At 70.7% G+C, this 24473-nt stretch carries 22 protein-coding genes; 14 read left to right on the top strand and 8 right to left on the bottom strand.

Annotated features, from left to right (window positions below):
- Both AB0G15_RS39665 and AB0G15_RS39670 read right to left on the bottom strand, forming a co-directional pair.
- The coding region (locus AB0G15_RS39665) for a M14 family metallopeptidase (protein ID WP_362850476.1) at positions 1-1415 on the bottom strand (1415 nt) is incomplete at its 3' end.
- Between the two features lie 152 nt (positions 1416-1567).
- Positions 1568-1975 (bottom strand): ATP-binding protein, encoded by a 408-nt coding sequence (locus tag AB0G15_RS39670; protein ID WP_362850478.1) that lies wholly within the window; start codon positions 1973-1975, stop codon positions 1568-1570.
- 192 nt (positions 1976-2167) lie between these two features.
- On the opposite strand from AB0G15_RS39670, the gene AB0G15_RS39675 reads away from it, so the two are divergent.
- Together AB0G15_RS39675 and AB0G15_RS39680 are read left to right on the top strand one after the other, a co-directional pair.
- Positions 2168-2992, top strand: a complete 825-nt coding sequence (locus AB0G15_RS39675) for a helix-turn-helix transcriptional regulator (RefSeq protein ID WP_362850479.1) — start codon at positions 2168-2170, stop codon at positions 2990-2992.
- Between the two features lie 33 nt (positions 2993-3025).
- Positions 3026-3256 carry a DUF397 domain-containing protein gene (locus AB0G15_RS39680; protein WP_362850524.1) on the top strand — a complete coding sequence of 77 codons (231 nt, stop codon included), beginning with the start codon at positions 3026-3028 and terminating at the stop codon, positions 3254-3256.
- 217 nt (positions 3257-3473) lie between these two features.
- Here the strand turns inward: AB0G15_RS39680 and AB0G15_RS39685 are convergent, their stop codons facing one another.
- On the bottom strand, positions 3474-6431 hold the full coding sequence (locus AB0G15_RS39685; RefSeq protein ID WP_362850480.1) for an AAA family ATPase: 2958 nt from the start codon (positions 6429-6431) through the stop codon (positions 3474-3476).
- A gap of 14 nt (positions 6432-6445) precedes the next feature.
- Entirely contained in the window at positions 6446-7138 is a 693-nt protein-coding gene (locus tag AB0G15_RS39690; RefSeq protein WP_362850482.1) for a hypothetical protein, read from the bottom strand.
- Between the two features lie 981 nt (positions 7139-8119).
- Here AB0G15_RS39690 and AB0G15_RS39695 point away from each other — a divergent pair.
- The 11 genes from AB0G15_RS39695 to AB0G15_RS39745 all read left to right on the top strand — a co-directional run bounded on the left by AB0G15_RS39695 (position 8120) and on the right by AB0G15_RS39745 (position 14208).
- Positions 8120-8248 carry a hypothetical protein gene (locus tag AB0G15_RS39695; RefSeq protein ID WP_362850483.1) on the top strand — a complete coding sequence of 43 codons (129 nt, stop codon included), beginning with the start codon at positions 8120-8122 and terminating at the stop codon, positions 8246-8248.
- Complete coding sequence (locus tag AB0G15_RS39700; RefSeq protein WP_362850485.1) at positions 8238-8969, top strand: hypothetical protein; 732 nt, start codon at positions 8238-8240, stop codon at positions 8967-8969. The genes AB0G15_RS39695 and AB0G15_RS39700 overlap by 11 nt, the downstream gene beginning before the upstream one ends.
- A 5-nt stretch (positions 8970-8974) precedes the next feature.
- Entirely contained in the window at positions 8975-10204 is a 1230-nt protein-coding gene (locus tag AB0G15_RS39705; protein WP_362850486.1) for an SRPBCC family protein, read from the top strand.
- A gap of 25 nt (positions 10205-10229) precedes the next feature.
- Positions 10230-10679, top strand: coding sequence for a gas vesicle protein GvpJ (gvpJ, locus tag AB0G15_RS39710; RefSeq protein WP_362850488.1), 450 nt, complete (start codon positions 10230-10232; stop codon positions 10677-10679).
- 1 nt (position 10680) lies between these two features.
- Entirely contained in the window at positions 10681-11559 is an 879-nt protein-coding gene (locus AB0G15_RS39715; protein WP_362850490.1) for a GvpL/GvpF family gas vesicle protein, read from the top strand.
- A 16-nt stretch (positions 11560-11575) separates the two neighbouring features.
- Positions 11576-11797, top strand: a complete 222-nt coding sequence (locus AB0G15_RS39720; protein ID WP_362850492.1) for a gas vesicle protein GvpG — start codon at positions 11576-11578, stop codon at positions 11795-11797.
- Between the two features lie 45 nt (positions 11798-11842).
- Complete coding sequence (gene gvpO, locus AB0G15_RS39725; protein WP_362850494.1) at positions 11843-12289, top strand: gas vesicle protein GvpO; 447 nt, start codon at positions 11843-11845, stop codon at positions 12287-12289.
- 94 nt (positions 12290-12383) lie between these two features.
- Positions 12384-12725, top strand: coding sequence for a gas vesicle protein (locus tag AB0G15_RS39730; RefSeq protein WP_362693275.1), 342 nt, complete (start codon positions 12384-12386; stop codon positions 12723-12725).
- The gene (locus AB0G15_RS39735; RefSeq protein ID WP_362850496.1) at positions 12718-13512 is read left to right on the top strand and encodes a GvpL/GvpF family gas vesicle protein; all 795 of its coding nucleotides are present in this window, start codon (positions 12718-12720) and stop codon (positions 13510-13512) included. Before AB0G15_RS39730 ends, AB0G15_RS39735 begins: the two co-directional genes overlap by 8 nt.
- Positions 13502-13777, top strand: a complete 276-nt coding sequence (locus AB0G15_RS39740; RefSeq protein ID WP_362850498.1) for a gas vesicle protein — start codon at positions 13502-13504, stop codon at positions 13775-13777. Before AB0G15_RS39735 ends, AB0G15_RS39740 begins: the two co-directional genes overlap by 11 nt.
- Before the next feature lie 167 nt (positions 13778-13944).
- Positions 13945-14208 carry a gas vesicle protein K gene (locus tag AB0G15_RS39745; protein WP_362850499.1) on the top strand — a complete coding sequence of 88 codons (264 nt, stop codon included), beginning with the start codon at positions 13945-13947 and terminating at the stop codon, positions 14206-14208.
- 161 nt (positions 14209-14369) lie between these two features.
- Here AB0G15_RS39745 and AB0G15_RS39750 read toward each other — a convergent pair whose 3' ends face one another.
- From AB0G15_RS39750 to AB0G15_RS39760, 3 genes are all read right to left on the bottom strand, one after another.
- On the bottom strand, positions 14370-17033 hold the full coding sequence (locus tag AB0G15_RS39750) for an exo 1,3/1,4-beta-D-glucan glucohydrolase (protein WP_362850501.1): 2664 nt from the start codon (positions 17031-17033) through the stop codon (positions 14370-14372).
- A 367-nt stretch (positions 17034-17400) separates the two neighbouring features.
- Positions 17401-18945, bottom strand: a complete 1545-nt coding sequence (locus tag AB0G15_RS39755; RefSeq protein ID WP_362850503.1) for an MFS transporter — start codon at positions 18943-18945, stop codon at positions 17401-17403.
- Between the two features lie 97 nt (positions 18946-19042).
- Positions 19043-22351, bottom strand: a complete 3309-nt coding sequence (locus tag AB0G15_RS39760; RefSeq protein WP_362850504.1) for a BTAD domain-containing putative transcriptional regulator — start codon at positions 22349-22351, stop codon at positions 19043-19045.
- A 237-nt stretch (positions 22352-22588) separates the two neighbouring features.
- Between AB0G15_RS39760 and AB0G15_RS39765 the strand changes: the two genes are divergently transcribed.
- Positions 22589-22915: a carboxymuconolactone decarboxylase family protein gene (locus AB0G15_RS39765; protein ID WP_362850505.1), complete on the top strand. Its 327-nt coding sequence runs from the start codon at positions 22589-22591 to the stop codon at positions 22913-22915.
- Between the two features lie 152 nt (positions 22916-23067).
- Here AB0G15_RS39765 and AB0G15_RS39770 read toward each other — a convergent pair whose 3' ends face one another.
- On the bottom strand, positions 23068-24327 hold the full coding sequence (locus tag AB0G15_RS39770; protein ID WP_362850507.1) for a nucleotide sugar dehydrogenase: 1260 nt from the start codon (positions 24325-24327) through the stop codon (positions 23068-23070).
- Positions 24328-24473 lie beyond the last annotated feature (146 nt).

Consider the following 24473-nt stretch of genomic DNA (forward strand, 5'->3'; position numbering starts at 1 on the left):
GCGCCGCTGGAGGTGGTGGCCTCGGGGTCGCCGCGCTCCCACAGGCCGGAGGTGGCGGTGTCGGTGCCGGACGGGTTGGTCGTCCAGCCGGTCGCCGTCTCGAACTCGTCGGAGTAGACGGTCACCGGCGGGGTGCCGGTGCCGCAGTACTGCGACTCCTTGCCGATGATCCGGTAGACGCAGTCGGCGTATTCCAGGAAGCGCAGCGTGGCCTCCCGGTTGCGGGTGGTCTGCGGGACGATCTGCTCGTCAGGGGGGTAGAAACCGGGCGAGGAGCTGACCGGGTACATCTCGAAGGTGTAGCTGAAGATCTTGTAGACGCCCCACAGCCAGTCGTCGATCGTGCCGTCGGTGATGTAGAGGTCGCTGGCCTGCTGGGGGGTGTAGTTGTTGGTGGAGGCCATGTTCTGGCCCAGGGCCGCGTGGGCGTCGCGGTCGTCCTGGGTCAGGCCGGGGCCGGTGTCGTTGAAGGTGTAGCCGTAGGGCCACAGGATCAGCTCGCTGTAGGTGTGCCAGTCGATGTGCGCCTTGATCTGCTGCACGCCGCCGACGACCCGGCTGCGCACCCAGTTGGCCACCGCCCTGACCTCGGGGGCCGACTCGGCCGCCGAGCCCCGGTAGGTGTCGCTGGAGGCGGAGCCGGAGGAGCCGCCGCAGCAGCCCCAGTTGTAGCCCCAGTTGCGGTTCATGTCGGTGCCCACGGCCGAGGAGCCGGAGTTGGGCTGGCGGTTCTTGCGCCAGGAGCGGTAGGAGCCCGTGGCGATGTCGTACTCGCCGCCGTCGGGGTTGAGGTCCGGCATGATCCAGATCTCGCGGCCGTTGACCAGGTTGGCGATGCGGCTGTCGGTGGCGTACCCGTCGGTGAACAGGTTGAGCAGGTAGATCGCCATCTCGACGGTCAGGTGCTCGCGGGCGTGCTGGTGGTGGGTGAACAGCACCTCGGGTTCGTTCTCGTCCGTGGCGACGTTGTCGCTGATCTTGACGGCGATCAGGTCGCGTCCCTCGTACGAGGTGCCGTAGCTGATCTTGCGGGCGATCGTCGGGTGGTCGGCGACGATCTGGTTCACCGCGGCGGTCATCTCGGCGTAGTTGTGGTAGCCGGAGTCCGCCGACGGGAAGTCGGAGCGCTGCTCCGGCCCGGTCGTGGATAACGACCTGGGGATCTTCGTGACGGTGTAGCCGAGCTTCTTGATCGCGGCGACTTCGTCCTCGTTGGCGGTGATCACGACCGAGTCGGGGTCGACCTGGTCGATCGCGGCGCCGGTTGCGGCCACCGCGCTTCGCTGCTGGGCGGTGCTCGGCCCCTGGACCTTGTACTGGCTGTTCGGTTGTGGCTCGGCCGAGGCTCCCGCCCCGGTCACACCGAGGCACAACAGCGCCAGGGCGGCGAACACCACGATCAGACGGCGTCTCACCTGCGTCCTCCTCAGGCACGCACTCTAGGGTTTTGTCGCGCGCCTCCACCGAGAGTCAGACAGCGGCGTTGATTAGCAAAGGCCCAAATTTTGGGAGCGGCGGGAATGCGACTTCGCGCCTGAACAGAATCCGGTCGGGAACAAGGCCGGATTCAGAAACCGACCTCGAACCAGAGCGTCCTGGATCCCTCGGGGGCGCCGTCCTGAACGCCCCAGCTGTCGGCGAGCAGATCCACCAGGAACATGCCCCGCCCGCCCTCCGCCTCCGGGTCGTTGCGCACGTGCGGCGCCGACGCCCCGGATCCGGCGTCGCAGACCTCGACCAGCACCGCGGCCGATCCCACCGCCACCGTCATCGCGACCTCGCCGCCCCCTCCGGAACCGGAGTGGAGCACCGAGTTCGTCACCACCTCGCTCACCAGGAGGACGACGTCGTCGGACGCGGGGTGCCCCTCACCGAGGAGCTCCCTGACCCGGCTCCGCGCCACCGACACCGACTCCGGAACCCCTTTGAGGGTGACCGTTGATCGAGGTGAGACGGCCCGCCGTCCGGTCGTCATGATTGACCTCACTCCCTGACACGCATATTCCATGCACATCGCCCTGTGAGATGGCACACTCACTCACGGTGAACTGTTCTATCAAGGACTGCAATACCTCATGTTGGGATTCCGCAGATTTGCTATCAAAGGACGGAGGGAGGTAGATGCGTGGCTTCTCGACGCAGCCCCACGGCCCGTCATCGCCGTCTGATGGCTGAGCTGAGCCGTCTGCGAAAGGACAGCGGGCTGACGCGGGTGGAGGTGGCCGAGCGGATCGGCTCCACCGACACCACCGTCTGGAGGTACGAGACGGGCCTGTCCCGGCCTCGCCCCTCGGACGTGTCGGCCCTCACCGATGTGTACGGCGTGACCGGGGAGGCTCGAGACTCCCTGATCCAGATGGCCGTCGAAGCCAGGAGGCGGGGCTGGTGGCACCCCCACCGTGAGACCCTGAAACCCGGTTTCGACTCCTACATCGGGCTCGAGGCGGAGGCGTCGCTCGTGCGCTCGTACGAGCCGCTCGTCGTCCCCGGCCTGATGCAGACCGAACCGTACGCACGCGCTGTGACCGAGGCGACCTCAGTAGTGCAGACCCCCTCCAAGGTCGAGGAGACGGTCTCCGTGCGCATCTCGCGTCAGCGGTTGCTGCACGGACCCGGTGACCCGATCCACCTCGTCGCCGTGCTCGACGAAGCGGTGATCCGGCGTCGGATCGGCGGACGCGACATCATGTCGGAGCAGCTGGAGCACCTCGTCCACCTCGGCGGACTGCCCAACGTGGAGATACGGGTCGTCCCGTTCTCCGCGGGGGCCCATCCCGCGATGGACGGCCAGTTCTGCCTGCTCAGCTTCCCCGAACCCGAGGCTCCCGACCTGCTCTACCTGGAGCAGGCCGCGAGCGGGAGCGTGCCGGACGACCCCGAGCAAGTCCGCCGATACGCCTCCATGTTCGAGAGCCTCTGCGCCATGGCTCTCAGTCAGGAGGCCTCGGCAGCCTTCATCGCCCAGATGGCGAGAAGGTTTTCCTCCCCCTAGCTGTAGAAGGAAGAAAAAGTGCGAGGGTCCACGATGGATCTGTCCGGCGCCCAGTGGCGCAAGAGCGACCGCAGCACCAACGGAGGCAACTGCGTGGAGGTGGCGGTCGTCCCCGGTGACCCTGTGGTCGCCAGGCACAAGGCGGACGCCGACCAGCTGTATCTCGTCCGCGACTCCAAGGATCCGGGCGGCCCGGCGCTGGCGTTCACCCGGAGCGAGTGGGACGCCTTCGTCGGCGGTGTGAAGGACGGCGAGTTCGACTGACGGACCTCCGGGGAGACCAGCCTCACGGTCTCCCCGGAACCTCCGGCCACAGCCCGCCCGCGGCCCCGGCCCGGCGGGCTGTGCTCGTCATCCGTCCGTCACCCGTCAACCGTTCGTCACTCGTGCTCCGTCAACCGTCGTCCGTCCGTCACTCGTCGTCCGTCATCCGCTGTTCGTCGCCCTCTCGTTTCCCGGCGCCTCTCGCCCGCGGGAAACCTCAACGCGGGGGCCGTTCGTCGTCGCCGTTGTAGCCGAGGATCCGCATGGCGATCTCGGGGTCCATCGCCGCGGCGAGCAGCTGGGCCCGTTCCACGGCGCTGTCCCGCTGGGCCTCGGCCCTGGCCCTGGCCGCCTGCGCCCCCCGGGTGACCGCCGCCACGATCGCCGTCCCCACGACCGCCGCCAGCACGGCGGCGAACACCACCACGAGCGTGCCGGAATCCGGCCAGCCCGTCCGGCCCGGCGCGACCGTCCCGCCGTTGAGCACGTAGGTGCCCAGTGCCGTGAAGGCCGCCAGCGCGACCAGGCTGGCCGCGACCACGAACACCGTCCGCGGTTTCCCGCCGCGCGTCGCGGGGGCGGCGGGCGGCGGCGCGGGCGGCGGTTGCGGCGCCGGGCGGCGCACCGGGGCGTCGTCGCCCCAGGGCACGAAGTCGGGTTCGGCCATGGCCGCCGAGGACGCCGGGGACGCCGGGGACACAGCGGTCGACGCCGTGCCCGGCATCGTGTTCTGCATCGTGCTCGACACCGTGGAGCCGTGACCGTTGCCCGTGAGCACCGCGCCGTGGATGACCGCGGCGGGTTCGAGCCGGGGCAGCGCCGGCGGGACGGGCAGGGCTCGCGCCACGTGGCTGTGCTCGCGGTGCGCCCGCGCCGCCTCCAGGTGATACTCCTCGATCTCGGCGTAGAAGTCCTCCGAGGCGTAGACGGAGCCGTCGATCAACGGTCCCCGCCTGCGTTCCAGGATCGCGACCACGTCGTCACCGTTGAGCGTCTTGTGCGCCTCCAGCGCGTGCGCCAGGCACAGGACGTCCCGCCGGTGCTCGCGCAGCAGTTCCCCGGTCCGCTCGAGCAGGCCCACCAGGTTGAACTCGATGCGCTCGCCCAGCACGTCGGGTGCGAGCGGCTGGCTGCCGCCCGGCGCCTTGGTGAAGCCGATCCCCCCGCCGCCGGGCTTGGGCATCGACTTGCCGCCCATGATCTCCAGCTCCTGCAGGGCGGGCACCGAGGTCACCCCCCGGCCCATGCCCCAGTGCGCCTCCATCAGCGCGGTGAGGTACGTCGCGGAGAACAGGTCGCCCGAGACACCCGAGGAGTTGTCCTCGCCGAAGAACATCCGCTCCCCCGCCAGGGAGGCGAGCGAGACCATGATGTCGGCCTCGTGCTCGGACTTCCAGCGGGTGAACTGGTCCTCGGGCTTGATGCTCGCGACCATGCCGAGGTAGTCGGCGCCCTTCTCGATCGTGGCGATGTCGATCTCGAGGTGGTAGCGGGTGCGGTACGCCGCCACGGCGTGGCAGGCCTCGTGCACGGCCACGGCGTGCCGCTCGCGCTCGATGTACTCCACGTCCTCGGGCGGCCCGAGCTGCTTGAGCCGCTTGGCGCGGGTCACGTCCGACCAGGTGATGGTCTCCCGGCCGTCGCGGATCGCGGTGATCAGCGACTCGTTCACCAGGTCCTTGATCGTGGCACCGGTGGCGTAGGGCGTGATCGTCGCCAGCTTGTCCAGCTGCGCGTCGGTCAGCTCGTGGTCCACCTTGTCGAAGTAACCGCGGTAGGTGCGGACCCGGCCCGCCTTCGACGGGTAGCCCACCTTGTAGATGCGGTCGATGCGGCCCGGCCGCAGCAGCGCCTCGTCCAGCGAGTTGGGCATGTTGGTGGCCATCATGACCAGGATCCGGTACTTCGGCGGCGGCTTGGGCCGCATGCCGAAGAGCCTTCGCACGTGCCGGTTGACGATGCCCCTCGGCTTCTTCAGGCCGGACAGCTCGGTGAGCAGCGCCTGCAGCGTGCCCGGGTCGCCGCCGCCCCCGCCCATGCCGCCCATCATGAAGCGGCTGCGTCCGGTGTCGGGTTCCTTCGGTTCGGCCGCGCCCTGGCGGGTCAGCAGCCAGCGGGTGTCCTCGCTGAGGTAGCCGAAGCCGTGGCATCCGGTGGTGTGCGGAGAGAACCCGGGACCGCCCCTGGGCCCCTGCTGCGCCAGCGAGCCGCGCTTGCCGAGGGAGTCGGCCTCGTCGAAGAAGACGATCACGCCGCCGTACCGCAGCGAGAGCTTGCGCAGCTTCCTGAACAGCGACTTCACCTTCAGGATGCCGATGCCCATGAACATGTTGACGAACGCGCCGGGGTCGACGAACACGTACGGCTTGCCGGTCTCCCCGGCCACGGCCTCGGCCATCAGGGTCTTGCCTGTGCCCGGCGGGCCCCACAGCAGCAGGCCGCTGGGCACGTAGCCGCCGCGCTCCTCGATCGCGTCCGGCCTCTCCAGGAAGACGATGTTCTCCTTGACCCGCTCGACGACGTGGTCCTGGCCCCAGACGTCGGTGAAGCGGGTCTTGATGTCGTCGGGGAAGTACGTCTCCACGCCGCCCCGCGACAGCAGCCAGAACAGGCCGATGAACTGGAAGGCGATGAAGAAGAACGCGAAGGCGAGCTGCGCCACGTACGGCAGCGCCTGCCAGATCAGCGCGGGCGCCTGGAACAGCGCGAGCGCCGGGGAGGTGTCGAGCACCTCGCCGAGGATGAGGGCGAGCACCGTGATCCAGAACGCCCACTTGATGGCGCGCGCCATCCTGAAGCGGTTCCAGTCGGAGAAGCGGCGGTGGGTCCAGCGCTCGAAGCCGCCGAAAACGCTTCGCGTCCAGAACCGGTTGTATCCGGCGGACCGCTCGCTGACGAAGAAGTGGAGTTGCCGCAGGAACTCGGCTCCCAGGAGCCAGAAGATCCACGGCGCCGCGATCGCGGTGTTGATCATCGCATCCCGGAACGTGATGATGCCCTCGTACGAGGCCATCTCACTCCACACCAGAATGAAATAGATGATCGTAAGAATGAGCAGGAATTTGATCCGGTCCCAGAACGGCATCTTCTTGCGCTTGTCGGGATGCGGATCCGTCGGCCCTGAACCGGGAGCCCGGAGTCCTTCGAAGTTGGGAGGCGGTGGAGGTGACTTCATGGACGGGCTTCTCCTCACCCGGCGAGCCGCTTGACCTTGAAAGATTGCGCGATCTTCTCGAACTCCCCGGCGCGCTTCCGGTAGCAGGCGGCCGAGCAGCGGATCAGCAGGGTGGAGACCTGCTTGCCGTCCTGGGCCAGGTAGGAGGTGAGGTCGAAGGTCTCGGTCCCGGCCCCCTGGATCGCGTAGTTGAACCGCACGTGCACCCCGCGCAGGCCGTCTCCCGGCTGGAGCACCTCGTCGGCGAGCAGCTCGAAGTCCCGCAACGGATAACCGGGGATCTGCGCGTACTCCTTGCGCGCCGTCTCGGTGACGGGCAGGACGGAGTTGCGCATGGTGTTCAGGGACAACGAGTCCTGCTCCTCGGGAAGGAGCTTGGCGATCCGGGCGAAGACGAAGGGCTCGTCTCCGGTGCCGTAGCCGAGAAGGTGGTCGGCGGACGGCTCGGCGTGGGCGTCGTAGGCGGCCGACCAGACGAGCTGCTTGCGCAGCCGCGCGGTGGCCGATTCCGGATCGGCCCCGATGGTCGCCTTGTCCAGCGCCGCCTGGTCGACCTTCCGCCAGGTCGCCGGAACCTTGAAGTACGTCTGCCCGTCGTCGTGGCGGACGTAGGTGAACTCGGCACGTGCGCATCCCGTGAGCCCGCCGACCATGACGGAGACGACCGCCACAGCCACCACGGCGAACCCGGCCCTTGATCTTTTCATCAGGGCTATACCTCCGCTTTACGGGTTAACGAGGTGGTTGTGCCCGTTTTTCAGGCGACTCTCTCCTCTCTCGACTCCCTCAATCTGCGAAAAATTGACCAAATCTTTCCGGGAACCCGGCTTCGCTTGTTACAGAGTGCCGTTGTTGGATTCCCGACATCATTGAACCCTCAGCCTTCGCCTCGGGACAGAGGCCGGGCGGGCTTTCTCTCCGCCTTCTCTCCCCCTTCTCTCCGCCTTCTCTCCGCCTTCTCTCCGGGCCGGACGACTTCCGGACCGCACCGCGCGCCGGACCGTGTCGCGAGCGGGCGGGAACCGGTGCGGAGCCCGTCGGCCATGCCCCCGCGGTGCCCCCGCGGTGCCCCCGCGGTGCCCCCGCGGTGTTCCCGCGCGCGGCCCCGGACCGGACTCCGGCCGTCCCCGTCCCGGCCGGGGCGGGGCGGGGCGGAAAGAGGCCTGACTCCGGCCGCGGCCGGGGTGAGGAGAAAGGGAGCCGAAGCCGGGGCCGGAAGGAAGATGGCCAAGGGCCGGGGCGGGGCGGAGAAGGCCCGGAGCCGGGACCGGTGAGGGTCGGCGGGACCTCCCGGCGGCACGGCGCGGAGGACCCTTCCCGCCACGACATGAATCGACGAATGGCGCGCGTACCCATTCGGGGCGGCATTAACAATAACGACAGATCATGTTCCGCAACAAAGTCTCAAAAGTCGATCGTGAGCCGTCGCCACCGGTCAAGGTCACGGCCGCCGGCGATCACCGACCCCCGTGAGAGTGGCGGGTCCCCGGTGATCGGGCCGCCGAGTTCGGGCGGGCACACCCCATCCACCCCACACGGGCGCGCCCACTCCGACGGAGGACGCGAAAGAGCTCGCGGAACACCTCCGACCAGAGCAATGCCCCTTTTGTTACCTTTTTACCCATATATACCCTTATTCAGATTTTTCAGGGTAAGGAGATATATAGCTTACGAAATATAATGATTTTATGCCTTTAAAAGAAAGGGCATTAAAAATCATCAATGCCGCCTTCCTCAGCGATGTGCCGGTGAAAACCCTCAGGGGGGTGGAGCGCACGACAAGACAGTCGACAAGGAGTGATGATCGTGAACAATGAAGTACGAATAGCCCTCGCCGTAGCCGGCGGCTACCTCCTGGGGCGGCGCCAGAAGCTACGACTGGCGATGGCACTGGCCGCCGCCGGAGCGACCGGCCGGTTGAGCTCCGGCCAGGGCGACCTTCTCCAGCAGGGGCTGAAGGTGCTCAGCTCCTCCCCTGAACTGGCGAAGATCACCGAAAGTATCCGGGGCGATCTCGTGGACGCGAGCAAGGCCGCCGCCAAGGCCGCGGTGAGCAGGCAGATCGACTCGCTGAGCACCAGGCTTCACGACCGGGCGGAGTCCCTGCGCAACCCGCTGGAGGACCTGGAGGACCTGGGAGAGGAGCCCGAGGAGGGCGAGGAGGGCGAGGAGCCCAAGGGACGCCGCGGGCGCATAAAGGGCATCCTGTCCCGCAGGAAGGCCCGGCGGCACGAGGAGGACGAGGAGGAGCCGGAGACCGACGAGGAGGAGCAGGACGAAGAAGAACAGGACGAGGACGAAGAAGAGGAAGAGGAGGAAGCCCCGCCCGTCCGCAGGCGACCCGCCCCCTCCGGGCGCCGTGGAGCGGCCAAGCCCGCCCGGAAGGCACCTCGGGACTCCGGCGACGAGGAGGATGAAGCGGACGAAGAAGAGGACGAAGAAGAGAAGCCACGGCCCAAGGCCAAGCGCCGGCCTCCCTCCCGGAGCGGATCGGCCTCTTCCCGCAGCAAGCCGACGCCCGCCAGGGCACGGGGGTGACCTTGATGGCCGAGACCTCAAAAAAGCGTCCCGACCGTGAGGGCGGCGACGAGCCGCCCACCAACCGGCTCAGCCAGGAATTCCACAACCTCATGGGAGCCCTCGGGGAGCGGGCTCTGTCGTCGGTGAGCGGAAAGGTCGAAGGTGTGACCGGCCGGCTGACCGACTATGCCGGAAGCGGCGGGTCCAGTCTGATCAGCGCGTTGACCGGCTCCAAACACCCCAAGGCAGCGATCGCCGGAGGCATGGTGAAGGGGCTGGGCAAGATGGCGATCGGCGGCCTGGCCAAGAAGCTCACCGGAGGCGGCAAGGGCGGTCAGAGCGGGAAGCTGAAGATGACCAACATCATCGAGACGATCGACGTCGGCGCCCCTCTACGTGTCGTCTACGACCAGTGGACCCAGTTCGGCGACTTCTCGAGCTTCATGAAGAAGGTCGAGGGCGTCGAGCAGAAGTCCGACGAGAAACTGGAGTGGACGGCGAAGGTCTTCTGGTCCCGCCGGATCTGGGAGTCGACGATCCTCGAACAGCTGCCGGACAAGCGGATCATCTGGCGGTCGAAGGGGCAGAAGGGCCACGTCGACGGCGCCGTGACCTTCCACGAGGTCGCTCCCGAGCTCACCCGGATCCTGCTCGTCCTGGAGTACTACCCGCAGGGCCTCTTCGAGCGCACCGGCAACCTGTGGCGCGCCCAGGGCAGGCGCGCGCGCCTCGAGCTCAAGCACTTCCGGCGGCACGTCATGAGCCGGGTGCTCCTGCATCCCGACGAGCTGGAGGGATGGCGCGGCGAGATCCGCGACAGCGAGGTCGTCAAGGACCAGGAGACGGCACTCCGCGAGGAGGAGGAAAGGGAGAAGGCCGAGAAGGACTCCGAGGAGGAGACCGGGCGCCCCGAGAACGGCGAGGCCGAGGACGAGGAGCCCGAGGACGAGGAGCCCGAGGACGAGGAGCCCGAGGAGGACGAATTCGAGGAGGAGGAAGAAGAGGAGGAGCCCGAAGCGGAACGCGCGGCCGACGAGGGCGAGGACGAAGACGAGCCAGAGGAAGAGGAAGAGGACGAGACAGAGGACGAGGAGCCCGAAGGGGAACGCGCGGCCGACGAGGAAGAGGACGAGGAACCCGAGGAGGAAGAGCCGCCCAGGCGCCCCTCACAGCGCCGCAGCGCCGTAGGTCCCAAGAACGCGAAGGAGGCGCCCAAGCGCCCCGTCCGCCGTAAGGCGGCAAGTCGCACATGACCGGGAAGACCAGGGAGGAAACGCCATGACCATCGTTCAGCCCTCGGGCGGCGGGGCGAGCGGCCACGGGTCCTCATCGGGCCTGGCCGACGTCATCGACACGATCCTCGACAAGGGACTCGTGATCGACGCCTACGTCAGGGTCTCCCTGGTCGGGATCGAACTGCTGACGATCGACGCACGCGTCGTGGTGGCCAGCGTCGACACCTACCTGCGCTTCGCCGAGGCCGTCAACCGCCTCGACCTCACCCAGACCGGCAACCAGAAGGGGCTGCCGGAGCTGGTGGAGGGCATGACGGAGAACGGCAGCAGGAAAAAGGTCAAGGGCGCGACGCGGGGACTGCTGGACACGGCGGAGGAGAAGATCCGCGGCCTGACGAGCGGCGAGTCCGGCGAGTCCGGCGAGGACGAGTTCGCGGAGGCCGACGAGGAGCGCGAGCCGGCGCCCCGCCGCAAGCGGCGCAGGGAGGAGTGAGATGCGCGGTTCCAGTGAGAAGCGCGGAACGGTCCGGACCGGCAGGTCCAGGACCGAGGCCCCCAGGACGGCCGGACGGCACGACACCGGTCGCGGTGATCGGGCCGCCACGGCCAGGTCCGGAGGACCCGGCGCCCCCGGGCGCGTGACCGGCACGTACGTGTACGGGATCATTCCCTCCGACGTCGAGCTGACCCCGGGCACCCGGGGGGTGGGAGACCCGCCCAGCGCGGTCGAGCTGGTGCGCCACGAAGAGATCGCCGCCCTGGTGAGCGACATCTCCACCGACCGCCCCCTCGGCAGGCCGGACGACCTCGTGGCCCACCAGCGGCTGCTGGACGCCACCGCCGCGGAGGTGCCCGTGCTCCCCCTGCGTTTCGGGGCGGTGGTGACGGACGCCCGGGCGGTCGTCGACGAACTGCTCGCCCCCCACCACGACGAGTTCCTCGCCACGCTGAACGAGCTGGAGGGACGCGTGGAGTACGTCGTGAAGGGGCGCTACGTCGAGCAGGCCGTCCTGCGGGAGGTGCTCGACGAGAACCCGGAGATCGCGCGGCTGCGCGACGAGATCCGCGGACAGCCCGAGGAGGCGACGTGGGACGCGAGGATGCGGATCGGAGAGCTGGTCAACACGTCGATCGCGGCCAAGCGCGAGGCCGACACCGGCGCGCTGGTCGACACCTTCGACCCGCTCTGCGTCTCCATCGTCGTGCGCGAGCCCACCCACGAGCAGGACGCCGCCCACGTGGCCCTGCTCGCGGACACCGACCGGCGGCCGGAGATCGAGGAGGCCCTGGACGAGTTCCGGACCCGGTGGGCCGGCCGCGTCGAGCTGCGCCTGCTCGGTCCGCTGGCGGCGTACGACTTCGTCAGGACGTGAGGGAAGGTGATCGATCGTGGAACCGCTGGGACTGATCCTCGGGCTGCCGCTCGCGCCGTTGCGCGGGCTGATCCGGCTCGCGGAGCTGCTTCAGGAGCAGGCCGAGCAGGAACTCCGGAGTCCCGCGGCGGTCAGGCGCCGTCTGGAGGAACTGGCGGAGGCCAGGGCCAGTGGCGAGATCTCCGAGGAGGAGGAGGCCGCGGCGGCGGAGCGGATTCTCACGGAGATGATCGATTAGCCGGTACGACCGCACCGGCACGGAGACGACGAGGGGAGTGATCGCGTGCCTGTCAGGCGCAGAACCCGTGAGGAACGCTCCACCGACGATTCCTACAGGACCGCCGGTGACGAGGCCTTCGAGGACGAGGAACCGTACGAGGAGGACCTGGACGAGGAGGACCTCGACGAAGACGAAGACGAGGACGAGGACGAGCCCGCGAAGGAGACGCGGCGGCGTTCCCCCGCCCTGTCGGCGGCGACCGCCGGAGCGGCCGGGCTGCGGCACATCGTCGGCCTGACCGCGAAGGACACGGAGGGGGTGACGCTGGTGCGACGGACCGAGGACGGCTGGCTGGTCGAGGTCGAGGTCGTCGAGGACCGTCACGTCCCCTCGTCGGGCGACATGCTGTCGCTCTACCAGGTCGAGATGGACCCCGCCGGCGACCTGTTGGCGTACCGCAGGGCGAGGCGTTACAGGCGCGGCCGGGCGGACAGCGGCGAGGCGGGCTGACGTGGCCGACGTGACACGCCCCGGCGGCGGCTTCCCCCGGTCCTACGGCGGGGGGACGCCCGGCGGGCGGGAGTCGTCCGGCAACCTCGCCGACATCCTGGAGCGGGTGCTCGACAGGGGTGTGGTGATCGTGGGCGACATCCGGGTGAACCTGCTGGACATCGAACTGCTCACCATCAAGCTGCGCCTGCTCATCGCCTCGGTCGACACGGCGCGGGAGCTGGGGATCGACTGGTGGGAACACGATCCGTGGCTCACCTCCCGCGACCGCGACCTGGTCGAGGAGAACCGCGTCCTGCGCGAGCGGCTGGCCACCGTGGAGGACGGTCAGGTCACCCGGCGCCGTTCCCTCGGCAGGGGCGAGGGCACCCGTCCGCCCGACGACGCCCGGGAGCCGAGAAGGGCCGTAAGGCCGAGGGAGGAGCGCGATGCCTGAGGCGGGCACGTATCTCTACGCGATCGCCCGGGACGTGGGCCGCGCCCTCCCGGAGCACGTGGTGGGCGTGGCCGGAGCGCCGGTGCGCGCGATCACGCACGAGGGCCTGGTCGCGTACGTGAGCCCGGTGCCCCTGGGGGAGTTCGGCGAGGAGCCGCTGCGGCGTTCCCTGGAGGACCTGGACTGGGTCGGGGGGACGGCCCGCGCCCACAACCGCGTCGTGGAGGCCGTGGCGGAGGGGGCCCCCACGGCCCCGGTCCGGCTGGTGACGGTCTACAGCACCGAGGACCAGGTCCACGACCTGCTCCGGCGCAGGCACGACGACTTCACCGAGGTGCTCGCCCAGGTCACCGGGTGCAGGGAGTGGGGGGTGAAGGCGTACGCCGAACCGGGCACGAACGCCCCTCGTGCCGAGGAGGCGCCCGCGGAGACCGGCAGCCCGGGAAGGGCCTACCTGGAGCGCCGCCGGGCGAGCCTGCGCGGCAGGGAGGCCGCCTGGCGCCAGGCGGCGCGGCGTGCCGAGGACATCCACGCCGCCCTGGTGTCCGTCTCGGTCGCCGGCCACCGCCACCGGCCGCAGGACCCGCAACTGTCCGGCCGCGAGGAGATGATGCTGCTCAACGGCGCCTACCTCGTCGCCGACGACCGCCGCGAGGAGTTCACCGCGGCCGTCGACTCGCTGCGGAGCCAGGGGATCGAGATGGAGCTCACCGGCCCCTGGGCACCGTACTCCTTCACCTCGATGGACCTCGGCCCGACCCGCGCGGAGACGTCCGATGACCCGTGACCACCACCCGCGAGGCGCCGAGCTCGCCGCCCAGGGGCGCATTCCCCCCGAGCGCGTGGCACTCGTGGACCTGCTCGACCGCCTGCTGGCCGGCGGGGTGGTCGTGAGCGGGGACCTCGTGCTGTCCATCGCCGACATCGACCTCGTCCGCATCTCCCTGCGCGCCCTGATCACCTCCGTACGGGCCTCCGACCCGATCCCGTCCGCCCGGCCGCCCGGCGCGGTCACCCTCCTCGGGTCCTCCGAGGAAGGGGGCCCGCGGTGAACCGCCTTCCCGGTGCCCCCCTTGCGGAGGACCTCCGCGGCGCGGAGGACCCTCGGGTCCCCCGGGAGCGGCCGCGCCCCGCCGCGAGAAGGTTCAAGGTCACGCGGACCGCGCCCGCGGGCACGGCAGGGAACGCGCGAGGACCGGCGCGGGCCGTCCGGTGGCGGGTGAACACCGACCCGGAGGCCGTCGAACGGGACCTGACCCGCCTCGTGCTCACCCTCGTCGAGCTCATACGGCAGCTGGTGGAACGCCAGTGCGTGCGCAGGATGGACCAGGGGGACCTGTCGGACGAGCAGGTGGAGGCGCTGGGCGTGACTCTGATGCGCCTCGAGGAGGCCATGACCGAGCTGTGCGAACGCTTCGGGCTCTCGCCGTCCGACCTCAACCTCGACCTCGGGCCGCTGGGGACCCTCCTGCCCACCGACTGACGCCCACCGCGTCTCCCGGGGAACCCCCGCCGGGAGTTCCGGAGTTCTCCGGACGCGCGACGTGGCCGGAGGGGGCGAGCCCCTCCGGCCACGTCACCTTCGGATTCCCAGGTCGGGTCCTCTTCCCGGGTCGGGTCCTCTTCCCGGGTCGGGTCCTCCGCCTAGGTCAGGTCCTCGCACTTCTTCGCGTCTGGGTCGTCGGCCGCCTGCGGCACCCAGCGGACGTTGGCGAACGAGGCGGAGAAGGCCCCCTCGGTGTAGACGAGGAACGGAGTGTTGACCACTTCCAGATCGAGGCCGCCCGCGGCGAAACAGGCGATGGGAATCTTGACGGTCGACTTCGTGCCGACCGGAAGTCCCTGGAAGAGGGAGGTCGCCACCACCTCGGAGAAACACGGGTAGACGCAGTGGACGCTGAGCACGGTCCTGGCGGCCGGGGGCTGGTGGACGATCGTGTCGAAGACCAGCGCCCCCTTCGCGTTGAGGTAGCCCCGCAGGTCCGTACCGCCCGCCGGGTCCTGCATGTAGAGCTGGGCGGGACCGGTGCCGGTCCAGGTCGCCTTCAGGGCGTCCTGCTGCACGTTGACGTCCGACTGCACCACGCCGATCTCGGCGTGCGCCGCCTGGCCGTCGGCGCCGATCTCGGTGCCGCCCCAGTTCTCCGGGGAGCCGATGAAGCTCCTGTACGGCGCGATGTCGGTCCGGTTGAAGATCTCCAGCTCCTCGCTCGCCTCGCCGCCACCGCCCTGCTCGCCACAGCCGAACGGGGGCGCGGTCTCGTCGAGCGTCCCGACCGACCCGCTCTGGCCGTCGCGCAGGCCGTACCCGAGCGGGAACAGCGGGTCGTAGCCCTCGGCGCCCGGGTTCAGCGGCGACTGGCAGGCGCTCTTCGGCCACGAGTACGGCAGCCTGCCGGTGAAGCCGTCACGGTGCCTGCCCCGGACGAGCACGTCGGCGACGCCGCCGCCCTCGGTGCCGGGCAGCCACGCGGCGACGAAGGCGTCGGAGCGGTTGAGCTCCTTGTTCATCCACAGCGGCCGGCCGCCGACGTAGACGGTGACGACGGGCGCGCCCTTGCCGGTGACCTTGTCGAGCACCGCGAGGTCGGCGGGGTAGATCTTGGCGGCCTCCAGCGTGCGCCGCGCGAGGTCGCCGACGCCCTCGGCGTACGGCGTCTCTCCGATCACCGCGATGACCGCGTCGTACGCCGAGGGGTCGACGCCGTCGCCGGTCTCGCTGAAGGTGACGTCGGCCTCGCCGAGCGTCTCGCGCAGGCCGCCGAGGATCGTCGTGCCGTTGGGGAAGTCGGCGTTGACGTTGCCGGTGCCCTGCCAGGTGAGCGTCCAGCCGCCGGTCTGGTTCTGCAGGCTGTCGGCGCTCTTGCCGACCACCAGGACCTTGGAGTCGGCGGCCAGCGGCAGCACCCTGCCGTTGTTCTTGAGCAGGACCTGCGACCTGCGCACGGCCTCCCTGGCGAGCCTCTTCGACTCCAGCGCCTCGGCCGACCCGGCGAAGGCGCGCCTGGACGGCTTGGGACCGTCGAGCACCCCGGCGCGCAGCTTCACCCGCAGGATGCGCGTCACCGCGTCGTCGATGCGCGCCACCGGGATCGCGCCGCTCTCGACCTGGGCGATCGTGTTGGCGATGAACGCCTTCCAGTCGTTGGGCACCATCACCACGTCGATACCCGCGTTGATCGCCTGGGGGCAGCTCGCGTTGGTGCACCCGGCGACCTGGCCGATGCCGTTCCAGTCGGAGACGACGACGCCGTCGAAGCCCATCTTCTGCTTGAGGATGTCGTCGACGGCGCGCCTGCTGCCGTGCAGCTTGCCCTCGTCGATACCGAGCTCGGCGTTCGTCCAGCTGTTGAACGAGACCATCACGCTCTGGGCCCCGGCCGCCAGGGCGCCGTAGTAGCCCTGGCCGTGCAGGTTGATCATCTCGGCCTCGGACGCGGGGTTGACGCCCTGGTCCACGCCCTTGAGGGTGCCGCCGTCACCGATGAAGTGCTTGGCGGTGGCGATGACGCCGTCCTGGCCGATGCCGCGCGGATGCTTGCCCTGCAGACCCTTGACGGCCTCGTACCCGTACGCCCGGGTGATCCGGGGGTCCTCGGAGAAACCCTCGTACGTGCGGCCCCACCGGTCGTCCCGGGGAACGGAGACGCTGGGCGCGAACGCCCAGTCCTGGCCGGTGGCACGCATCTGCCGGGCGGTCGCCGCCCCGATGTCGCGCACGAGGCACGGGTCCTGGGCGGCGCCCAGCCCGATGTTGTGCGGGAAGACCGTGGTGCCGTAGACGTTGTTGTTGCCGTGGACGGCGTCGATGCCCCAGATGACGGGGATCTTCGCGCGGGTGGAGACGGAGGCGTTCCAGTACGCGTCGGCGAGGTCGAGCCAGGCCTTCTGCGTGGCGTGCTTGTCCCGGCCCGGCCAGGAGCCGCCGCCGTTGAGCACCGAGCCGATGAAGTACTGCCCGACCTCGTCGGGGGTGATCGCGGCGATCTCCGGCTGGGTCATCTGGCCGACCTTCTCGGCGAGCGTCATGCCCGCGAGGATCTTCGCCACCCGCTTCTCGTCGGACCGGTTCCGCCCGATCCTGCTTTCGACCTTGGGCCACTCGGAGAGGGCAGGGAGTTTCTTCTCGATACGGGCGCAGCCGCGCCAGTCCAGGGCGGGCTTGCCGATCACCGGCTGCCGGCCGCCCGTCGCGGACTCGGCTCCCGCGCTCGGAATCCCGGTGGCACCCGCTGACAGGACGGCGAGACTCGCCAGCACCGCGAGTCCGCTCCGGCGGGCGCCCGATCGGGCGAAGGGTCTGATCATCGAGGATCCGTTCTTCAGGCACTGCGATGGGCGTGGCGAATCCCCCAAGTCCGCACTGCGCAGATCCTGACGCTGTGACACAGCCGAGTCAATACCCTTGCGAGAGCGCTCTCTCGGCCCCGCACACGATCCACGGGCGTTTCATCACTCGTGAACCGCTTCTACCAGGCGCATCGCCGCGCCCGCACCAGCGGGCGCGACATGCATATGAGAGCGCTCTCAGCAAACCGGGCGCCCCCGCGACGAGGCTTCGCCGAACGGCCGGCGGCCAGGACACGGTGTCGCCGCCGTCGAGGGCGGACGCCCCGGCACGGGGCGTCCCCACCGACGCGTCCACGCCCGCACATCCGCACGGCGTTCGCACGAGTCACCGATGCGGCTCGGGAAGAAGCTCCTCGGGGATCACGTCGGGGACGCCGCGCAGGCTGACGAGCGAGACCGCCGCGAGGACGGCGATCGTCACCGCGGCGGTGATCGCGGTCACGTGGACACCGGTGACGAAGGCCAGCCTGGCGGCCTCGGCGACGGCCCCGCCCAGCCGGGCGGGCAGTGCCGCGGCCGCCTCCAGGGCGGTGGGCAGCGACTCCCCGATGGGGCCCACCACCTCGCCGGGTACTCCCGCCGGAAGCCTGAGCTCGCCCCGGTAGACGCCGGTGAGGACGCTGCCCAGGACGGCGATGCCCAGCGCGCCGCCCAGCTCGAAGGAGGTCTCGGAGATCGCCGCCGCGGCGCCGGCCCGCTCCCTGGGCACGCTCGCGAGCACGGTGTCGTTGGTGACGGCGAACGTCAGCCCGATGCCCACCCCGCAGACGATCATGGGGGCGAGGAAGTAGAGGTAGGGGGTGTCGAGAGCGGTCTGGCTGTAGCAGGCGAAGCCCGCGGCGGTCATCGCCAGGCCGAGCGCCACCACCCTGGCCCTGCCCCAGCGGGTGATCAGCCCCGCCGCCAGGACGCCGCCGACCGCCGCCGACATGCCCCCGGGCAGTCCCGCGAGACCGGCCCGCAGGGGCGACCAGCCCAGCACGAGCTGGAAGTACCAGGCGAAGATCAGCGACAGCGCGGACATGCCGAAGATGGCGACGAGGTTGGCGCCGACCGAGGCGGTGAAGGCCCGGCGCCGGAAGAGGCGGATGTCGATCAGCGGCTCGGCGAGCCGCGTCTGCCGCCGGGCGAACAGCGCCAGGGCGGCGATCCCGACGGCCCCCGGCACCAGGACGCCGGCGCCGGTGAGACCGTGCACAGCAGCCTCCTTCACGGCGTAGATCACGCCGATCACTCCGACGATGGACAGCGGCACGCTCACGAGGTCCACCCGCCCCGCGGCGGGGTTACGCGACTCCGGGAGCACGACGAGGCCGGCGAGCAGGATGAGCAGCATCACCGGCAGGTTGATCAGGAAGACCGAGCCCCACCAGAAGTGGTCGAGCAGCAGGCCGCCGACGACCGGCCCCAGGGCGAACCCGGCCGCGCCCATCCCGCTCCACAGGCCGACCGCCGTGGTCCGTTCCTTCGGGTCGGTGAAGACGTTGCGGATGATCGACAGCGTCGAGGGCATGATCGTGGCACCCGCCACCCCGAGCAGGACGCGGGCGGCGATGAGCAGCTCGGGAGTGGGGGCGTAGGCGGTCACCGCCGAGGCCACGCCGAAGGCCGCGGCGCCGATGAGGAGCAGCCGCCTGCGGCCGATCCGGTCGCCGACGTTGCCCATCGTGATCAGCAACCCGGCGAGCGCGAAGCCGTACGCGTCGCCGATCCACAGGATCTGGGTCGACGAGGGCCGCAGGTCCGCGACCAGCTGGGGAAGGGCGAGATGCAGGACGGTGACGTCGACGGACAGGAGCAGCGCCGCCAGGCAGGCGACGGCGAGGGTCGCCCATCTGCGGCGACCCGTGGCCGGAGAGTGATCGTTCATGTCCGTCATCGTGACCGGCGGCGCTGACGGCCCGCGCACCTCCCGCTGACGCCCGCCGCACCTCCCGCCGACACCCTCGCACCGAGGGCGTGCGGGGTCACGGGGCGAGCATCGCGAGCATCCCGCTCCGCGGCGTCCGGGTTCCCGCGCGCCACTCCTCCTCGTACGCGGCGTCGCCCATCCGGGCGCGGACGGCCGCGGTGACACCGGCACCGGGGTCCGCCGCGGCGGTGCCGCCGAGGGCCGCGGCCGCGCCCAGCAGCCGGGCCGCTCCCTTGGCGTCGCCCTCCAGCAACGCGACCTCCGCCAGTCCCTCGACCGCCGAGCCCGCCAGCAGGGGGTAACGCTGCAGCGCCGGTTCCAGTGCCCGGCGGTACCAGGCCCTCGCCGCGGCGCCGTCTCCGCCCGACGCGGTGATCCGGCCCAGCTCGACGATGATGCGCAACCGGACCTCCTCGGTGCTGTACCACTCCTGCGTGCACAGCTCCAGGGCTCTGAGGCAGAGGTCGAGCGCCTCGTCCAGGTTCCCGCGAAGCCTGGCGATCTCGGCGAGACCGTGGTGGACCTTGGCCATCACGTCGGGGGCGCTCGCCCGGCGGGCGTGGTCGATCGCGCGGAGATACTCGGCGTGGGCGGTCGCGAGGTCGCCGTCGCGTACGGTCCCCGCGGCCCCGCGGCAGACGAGCTCCGCGATGTCCTCGTCCGACCCGAGCTCCTCCGCCAGGCGAAGCGCCTCCCCGCCCAGCGCGCGCGACGCGTCCCTGTCCTGCCGCAGGTCGGCGAGCCCGGAGAGCTCGGCCAGCGTGAGCGCGCTCCCCCAGCGCTCCCCGATGGACCGGAACAGCTCCAGCGCCTCCCCGAAGGAGCGCTCGGCGCTTTCGGCGTCGCCGCCGTACCGGTAGAAGTAGCCGTAGCCGAAGTGGGACAGCGCCCGCAGCCACGGGTCGGCGATGGCGAAGACCTTCGGCTCTTCCGGCAGGAAGTCGGGCGGGCCGGTGAACATCGGCCACAGCATGCCCAGGAACGGCCACCGGTACGGCAGGTCGATCGGCGGGATGATCTGGACGATCGTCTCCAGAAGGGCGAAATGCCTGGGCGACCGTGTCTCGCCGGAGGAGGCCACGAGCGCGCACAGGGCGTACTCCTCCTCCATCCCCTCGACCGGGACTGCCGCCGTCGCGCTCCCCGCCGGAGCGGATCCCCTCACATCCCCGAGCGGCGCGAGCCCGATCGCGCGCTCCGCAGGTGCGGCCCCGGCCGCTCCCCCGGCCGGGGCGGGTCCGGTCGCGCCCTCGGCGGGGACCGGCCCGATCGCGACGAGCAGGTCGGCGGCGAGGGCCGCACCCTCCGAGCGGCGGCCCCGCAGCCACCAGTACATGGCGAGCCCGGCGAGCAGGCGCAGCCCCAGCCCGGTCCTGCCGGTGTCGACGGCCCAGCGCAGCGCGGCGTGCAGGTCGTCGTGCTCCTCGTCCAGCCTCCGCAGCCACTCCAGCTGCCCGGCGTCGCGCAGGTGGGAGTCCGCCGTGGCCGCCAGGTCCGCGTAGTACGCGGCGTGCGCCTCGCGGCGCGCCTCGGTCTCGCCGGTCTCGGCCAGCCGCTCCGCGCAGTACGCGCGGATGGTCTCCAGCATCCGGTAGCGCCCGCCCACCCGCTCGACGAGCGACTTCTCCGCGAGGGAACTCAGCAGGTCGACGGCCTCGTCCTCGCGCAGCCCGCACACCCGCCCGGCGGCCTCCAGCGTCGCGCCGCCCACGAAGACGGTGAGCCGCCCGGCCAGCGACCGCTCGTCGTCGTCGAGCAGGTCCCAGCTCCAGGCGACCACGGCGCGCAGCGTCTGGTGCCGGGGCAGCGCGGTGCGGCTGCCGCGCGACAGCAGCCGGAACCGGTCGTCCAGCCGGGAGGCCACCTCTGCCACCGGCAGGGAACGCAGGCGCGCCGCGGCCAGCTCCAGCGCGAGCGGCAGCCCGTCCAAAGCCCGGCAGATGCCCAGCACCTGCTCGACATTGGCGTCGTCGACGCGGAAGCCGGGGAGCACGGCCGCCGCCCTGTCGGCGAGGAGCCGCACGGCCGGGTAGGTCAGGGCCTCTCCCGCGGCGGTGCCCGTCCTCGGCACCGGCAGCGGCGCGACCGGGTGGATCACCTCCCCGGTGATGCCGAGCGCCTCCCTGCTGGTGACCAGGACGCGCAGCCCCGGGCAGGCGGCGAGCAGGCGGTCGGCGAGCTCGGCGACCTCCGCGACCAGGTGCTCGCAGTTGTCCAGGACGAGCAGCAGGGGACGGTCGGCCAGCACCGCGACCAGCCTGGCCAGGGGAGCGGGCATCGGGCGGGCGGAGCCGGGGAACAGGCCGGCGTCGCGGACGCCCAGCGCGCCGAGGACGGCCTGGGCCGCCTCCCCCTCGCCGAGGACGGGGGCCAGTTCCACGAAGCACACGTCGCCCCGCTCCCCCGCGGCGACCTCACCGGCCAGCCGGGTCTTGCCCGCGCCGCCGGGACCGACCAGGGTGACCAGTCTCGCCTCGCCGAGCAGCGCGCGGAGCCTGGACATCTCGTCCTCCCGGCCGACGAAACTGGTCAGCGGGGCCCGCAGACCCGATCGGACGGGCGCGGCACCACCGGCCGCGACGCCGGCCGCGGCGCCGTCCACGACGTCGCCGCAGGCGCCGGTCAGGGCGGGGTCGGCCCTGAGCACCGCCAGGTGCACGGCGGCCAGTTCCGCCGACGGGTCCACGCCGAACTCCTCACCGAGGATCCGCCTGGCCCTCTCGTACACCTCCAGGGCCTCGGCCTGCCTGCCCGCGTTGTACAGGGCACGCATCAGCTGCCCGTACAGCCGCTCCCTGAAGGGGTGGGCCGCGGTCAGTTCCTGCAGCTCGGCGACGAGCTCGCGGTGGCGGCCGAGCTCCAGCTCCGCCTGGACGCGGTCCTCCGCGCAGTCGAGCCTGAGCCTCTCCAGCCTGGCCGAGGGCGCCTGGGCGAACGGCGACTCCGCCACGTCGGCGAGGGCGGGCCCGCGCCACAGGGAGAGGGCCTCGCCCAGCAGGCCGACGGCCCTGCCGTGCTCGCCGGAGGCCAGGGCCCGGCGGCCCTCGGCGGCGAGCCGTTCGAAGCGGTGGGCGTCGACGGCGTCGGCACCGGCCGCGAGCCGGTACCCCGCCGGGTGGAACTCGACCATCTCCTGGACGCCGAGCGTCCTGCGCAGCCGCGAGACCTGGGACTGCAGGGCGTTGGCGGCGCTCGCGGGCGGATCGTCGCCGTACAGGCCGCCGATCAGCCGCTCGGTGGTCACCACCCTCCCCGCGTCGAGGAGGAGCATCACGAGCAGCGCGCGCATCCCCTGCCCGCCCACGGAGACCACGCGCCCGCCGTCGAGCCGGATCCGGGTGGGACCGAGGATGTCGAACCGCATAGCCCGATTATCGCGGCTTCTCCCCTTTCCGCCTCCCCTTCCGCCCCGCCACCGCCGATCGGGGTCCGCGCGTGTAATGCCGGATGATCTCTGGTACGACATATATCTACATGAGAGAACTTTGGGGAAAAAAGATCTTTCCTTGGCGCCGGAAGGGGCGGGGCAGGCGGGGTAGGGACTCCACTGGCCGTCCCCGCCAGGGAACGGCTGCCGGGGGGCTCCACACGGAGGTGTTCGATGAAACAGGTCTACGGCTGGGAGCACGGCGAGAACGGGCCCGGCGGCCTCTTCGGGGCGACTGCCGAGAACCTGTTCGCCGAGGTGTGGTCCAGGGAGGGGATCTCGAACCGCGACCGGCGCATGCTGCTGGTCGGCCTGCTCGTCGGCCAGGGCATGGGCGAGGACGTCGACGTCCAGCTCGACGCGGCGCTGCGGACCGGCGACCTCACCCCCGACGAGCTCCGCGAGGTCGTCGTCTTCCTCACCCACTACGCCGGATGGCCCCGGGGCGCCAGGCTCAACGGCCAGGTCGAGGAACTGATCGCCCGCGTCATGAGGTCCTGACGCCCCGCGCGACCGTCCGCCCGCCCGCGTCACGAGGTCCTGGCGCCCCCCGCGACCGTCCGGCCGCCCGCCTCCCGGGATCGCGGCCGCACGGCGCGGGTCCTGCCGGCGGAACCGGCCGGCCGCCCGCGGCGCGAGGTCAGAGTCTGAGGTCAGAGTCTCTCGACGTTGGGTCCCCGGCAGCGGTTCCTGGTGTCGAAGACGAGGGCGCTCGCCCTCTGGACGAGCCCGTAGTCGAAGCAGTCGTGGTCGGTGAGGACCACCACCGCGTCCGCCGCCGCCAGTTCCCGTTCCGAGAACGCGACGATCTCGACGCCCTGCGGCAGCAGGAAGCAGTCCACGTGCGGGTCGGCGGCCCGCACGTCCGCGCCCAGCTTGCGAAGGCCCCTGACCACGTCGATCGCGGGTGACTCGCGGCAGTCTCCGGCGTTCTTCTTGTACGCGAGGCCGAGCGCGAGCACCCGGCTGCCGTTGACCGGCTTGCGCACCCGGTTCAGCGCGAGACCGACCCGGTGCACGACGTGGTCCGGCATGTGGGCGTTGATGTCGTTGGCCAGCTCCACGAACTGGAAGTTGTGCCCCAGGCTGCGCTTGACCTTCCACGACAGGTACGACGGGTCGATCGGCAGGCAGTGCCCGCCGACGCCGGGCCCCGGGGTGAAGCGCATGTAGCCGAACGGCTTGGTGGAGGCGGCGTCGATGGCCTCCCAGACGTCGATGCCGAGCTGCTGCGCGAAGATCGACAACTCGTTCACCAGGGCGATGTTGACGTGCCTGAAGGTGTTCTCCAGCAGCTTGCACAGTTCGGCCACCCGCGGCGAGGAGACCGGCACGACCTCACCCACGATCCGCGAGTAGAACGCCCGGATCCGCTCCAGGGACGCCCCGTCGACACCGGAGACCACCTTGGGGGTGTTCTCCAGGCGCCAGCGCTCGTTGCCCGGGTCGATCCGCTCCGGGCTGTAGCCGAGATGGAAGTCCCGGGGCGCACACAGCCCGGAGCCCTCCTCCAGCAGGGGCAGCAGATACTCCTCCGTGGTCCCCGGATAGGTGGTGGACTCCAGCACCACCGTGGCGCCCCGCCGCAGCAGGGGAGCGATCGACTCCCCCGCCGCGCCGATGTGGCGCAGGTCGGGAACGCCCTCGCGGAGCGGGGTCGGCACGGTCACCACGCAGACGTCGAACCCCTCGGCGGCGGCGTAGTCGGCGGCGGCCAGGTAGCGGCCCGTGCGGTGGGCGGCGGCCAGCGTCTCGTCGCCGACGTCCTCGACGTAGGACTCGGCGGCGTCGAGCCGCTTCACCCTCCGGCGGTCGACGTCGACGCCCACCACGTCGAACCCCGCCGCCACGGCCCGCATCGCCAGGGGCAGGCCGACGTACCCCTGACCGACCACGACCAGTTTCTCGCCCACGGCAGGACCTCCGCCACCTCGGAAAAAAAGAGAATACGAAACGACTTTAGGAGCAGGTATTATCGCCAGGCCGATTCAGCAACAATCCGGGCGTGTCGCAATCCGATTCACCGGAACGCGGCACCACCCACGGGATATTCGGCAAC

The organism is Streptosporangium sp. NPDC023825 (genome assembly GCF_040639575.1).
Lineage (GTDB): Bacteria > Actinomycetota > Actinomycetes > Streptosporangiales > Streptosporangiaceae > Streptosporangium.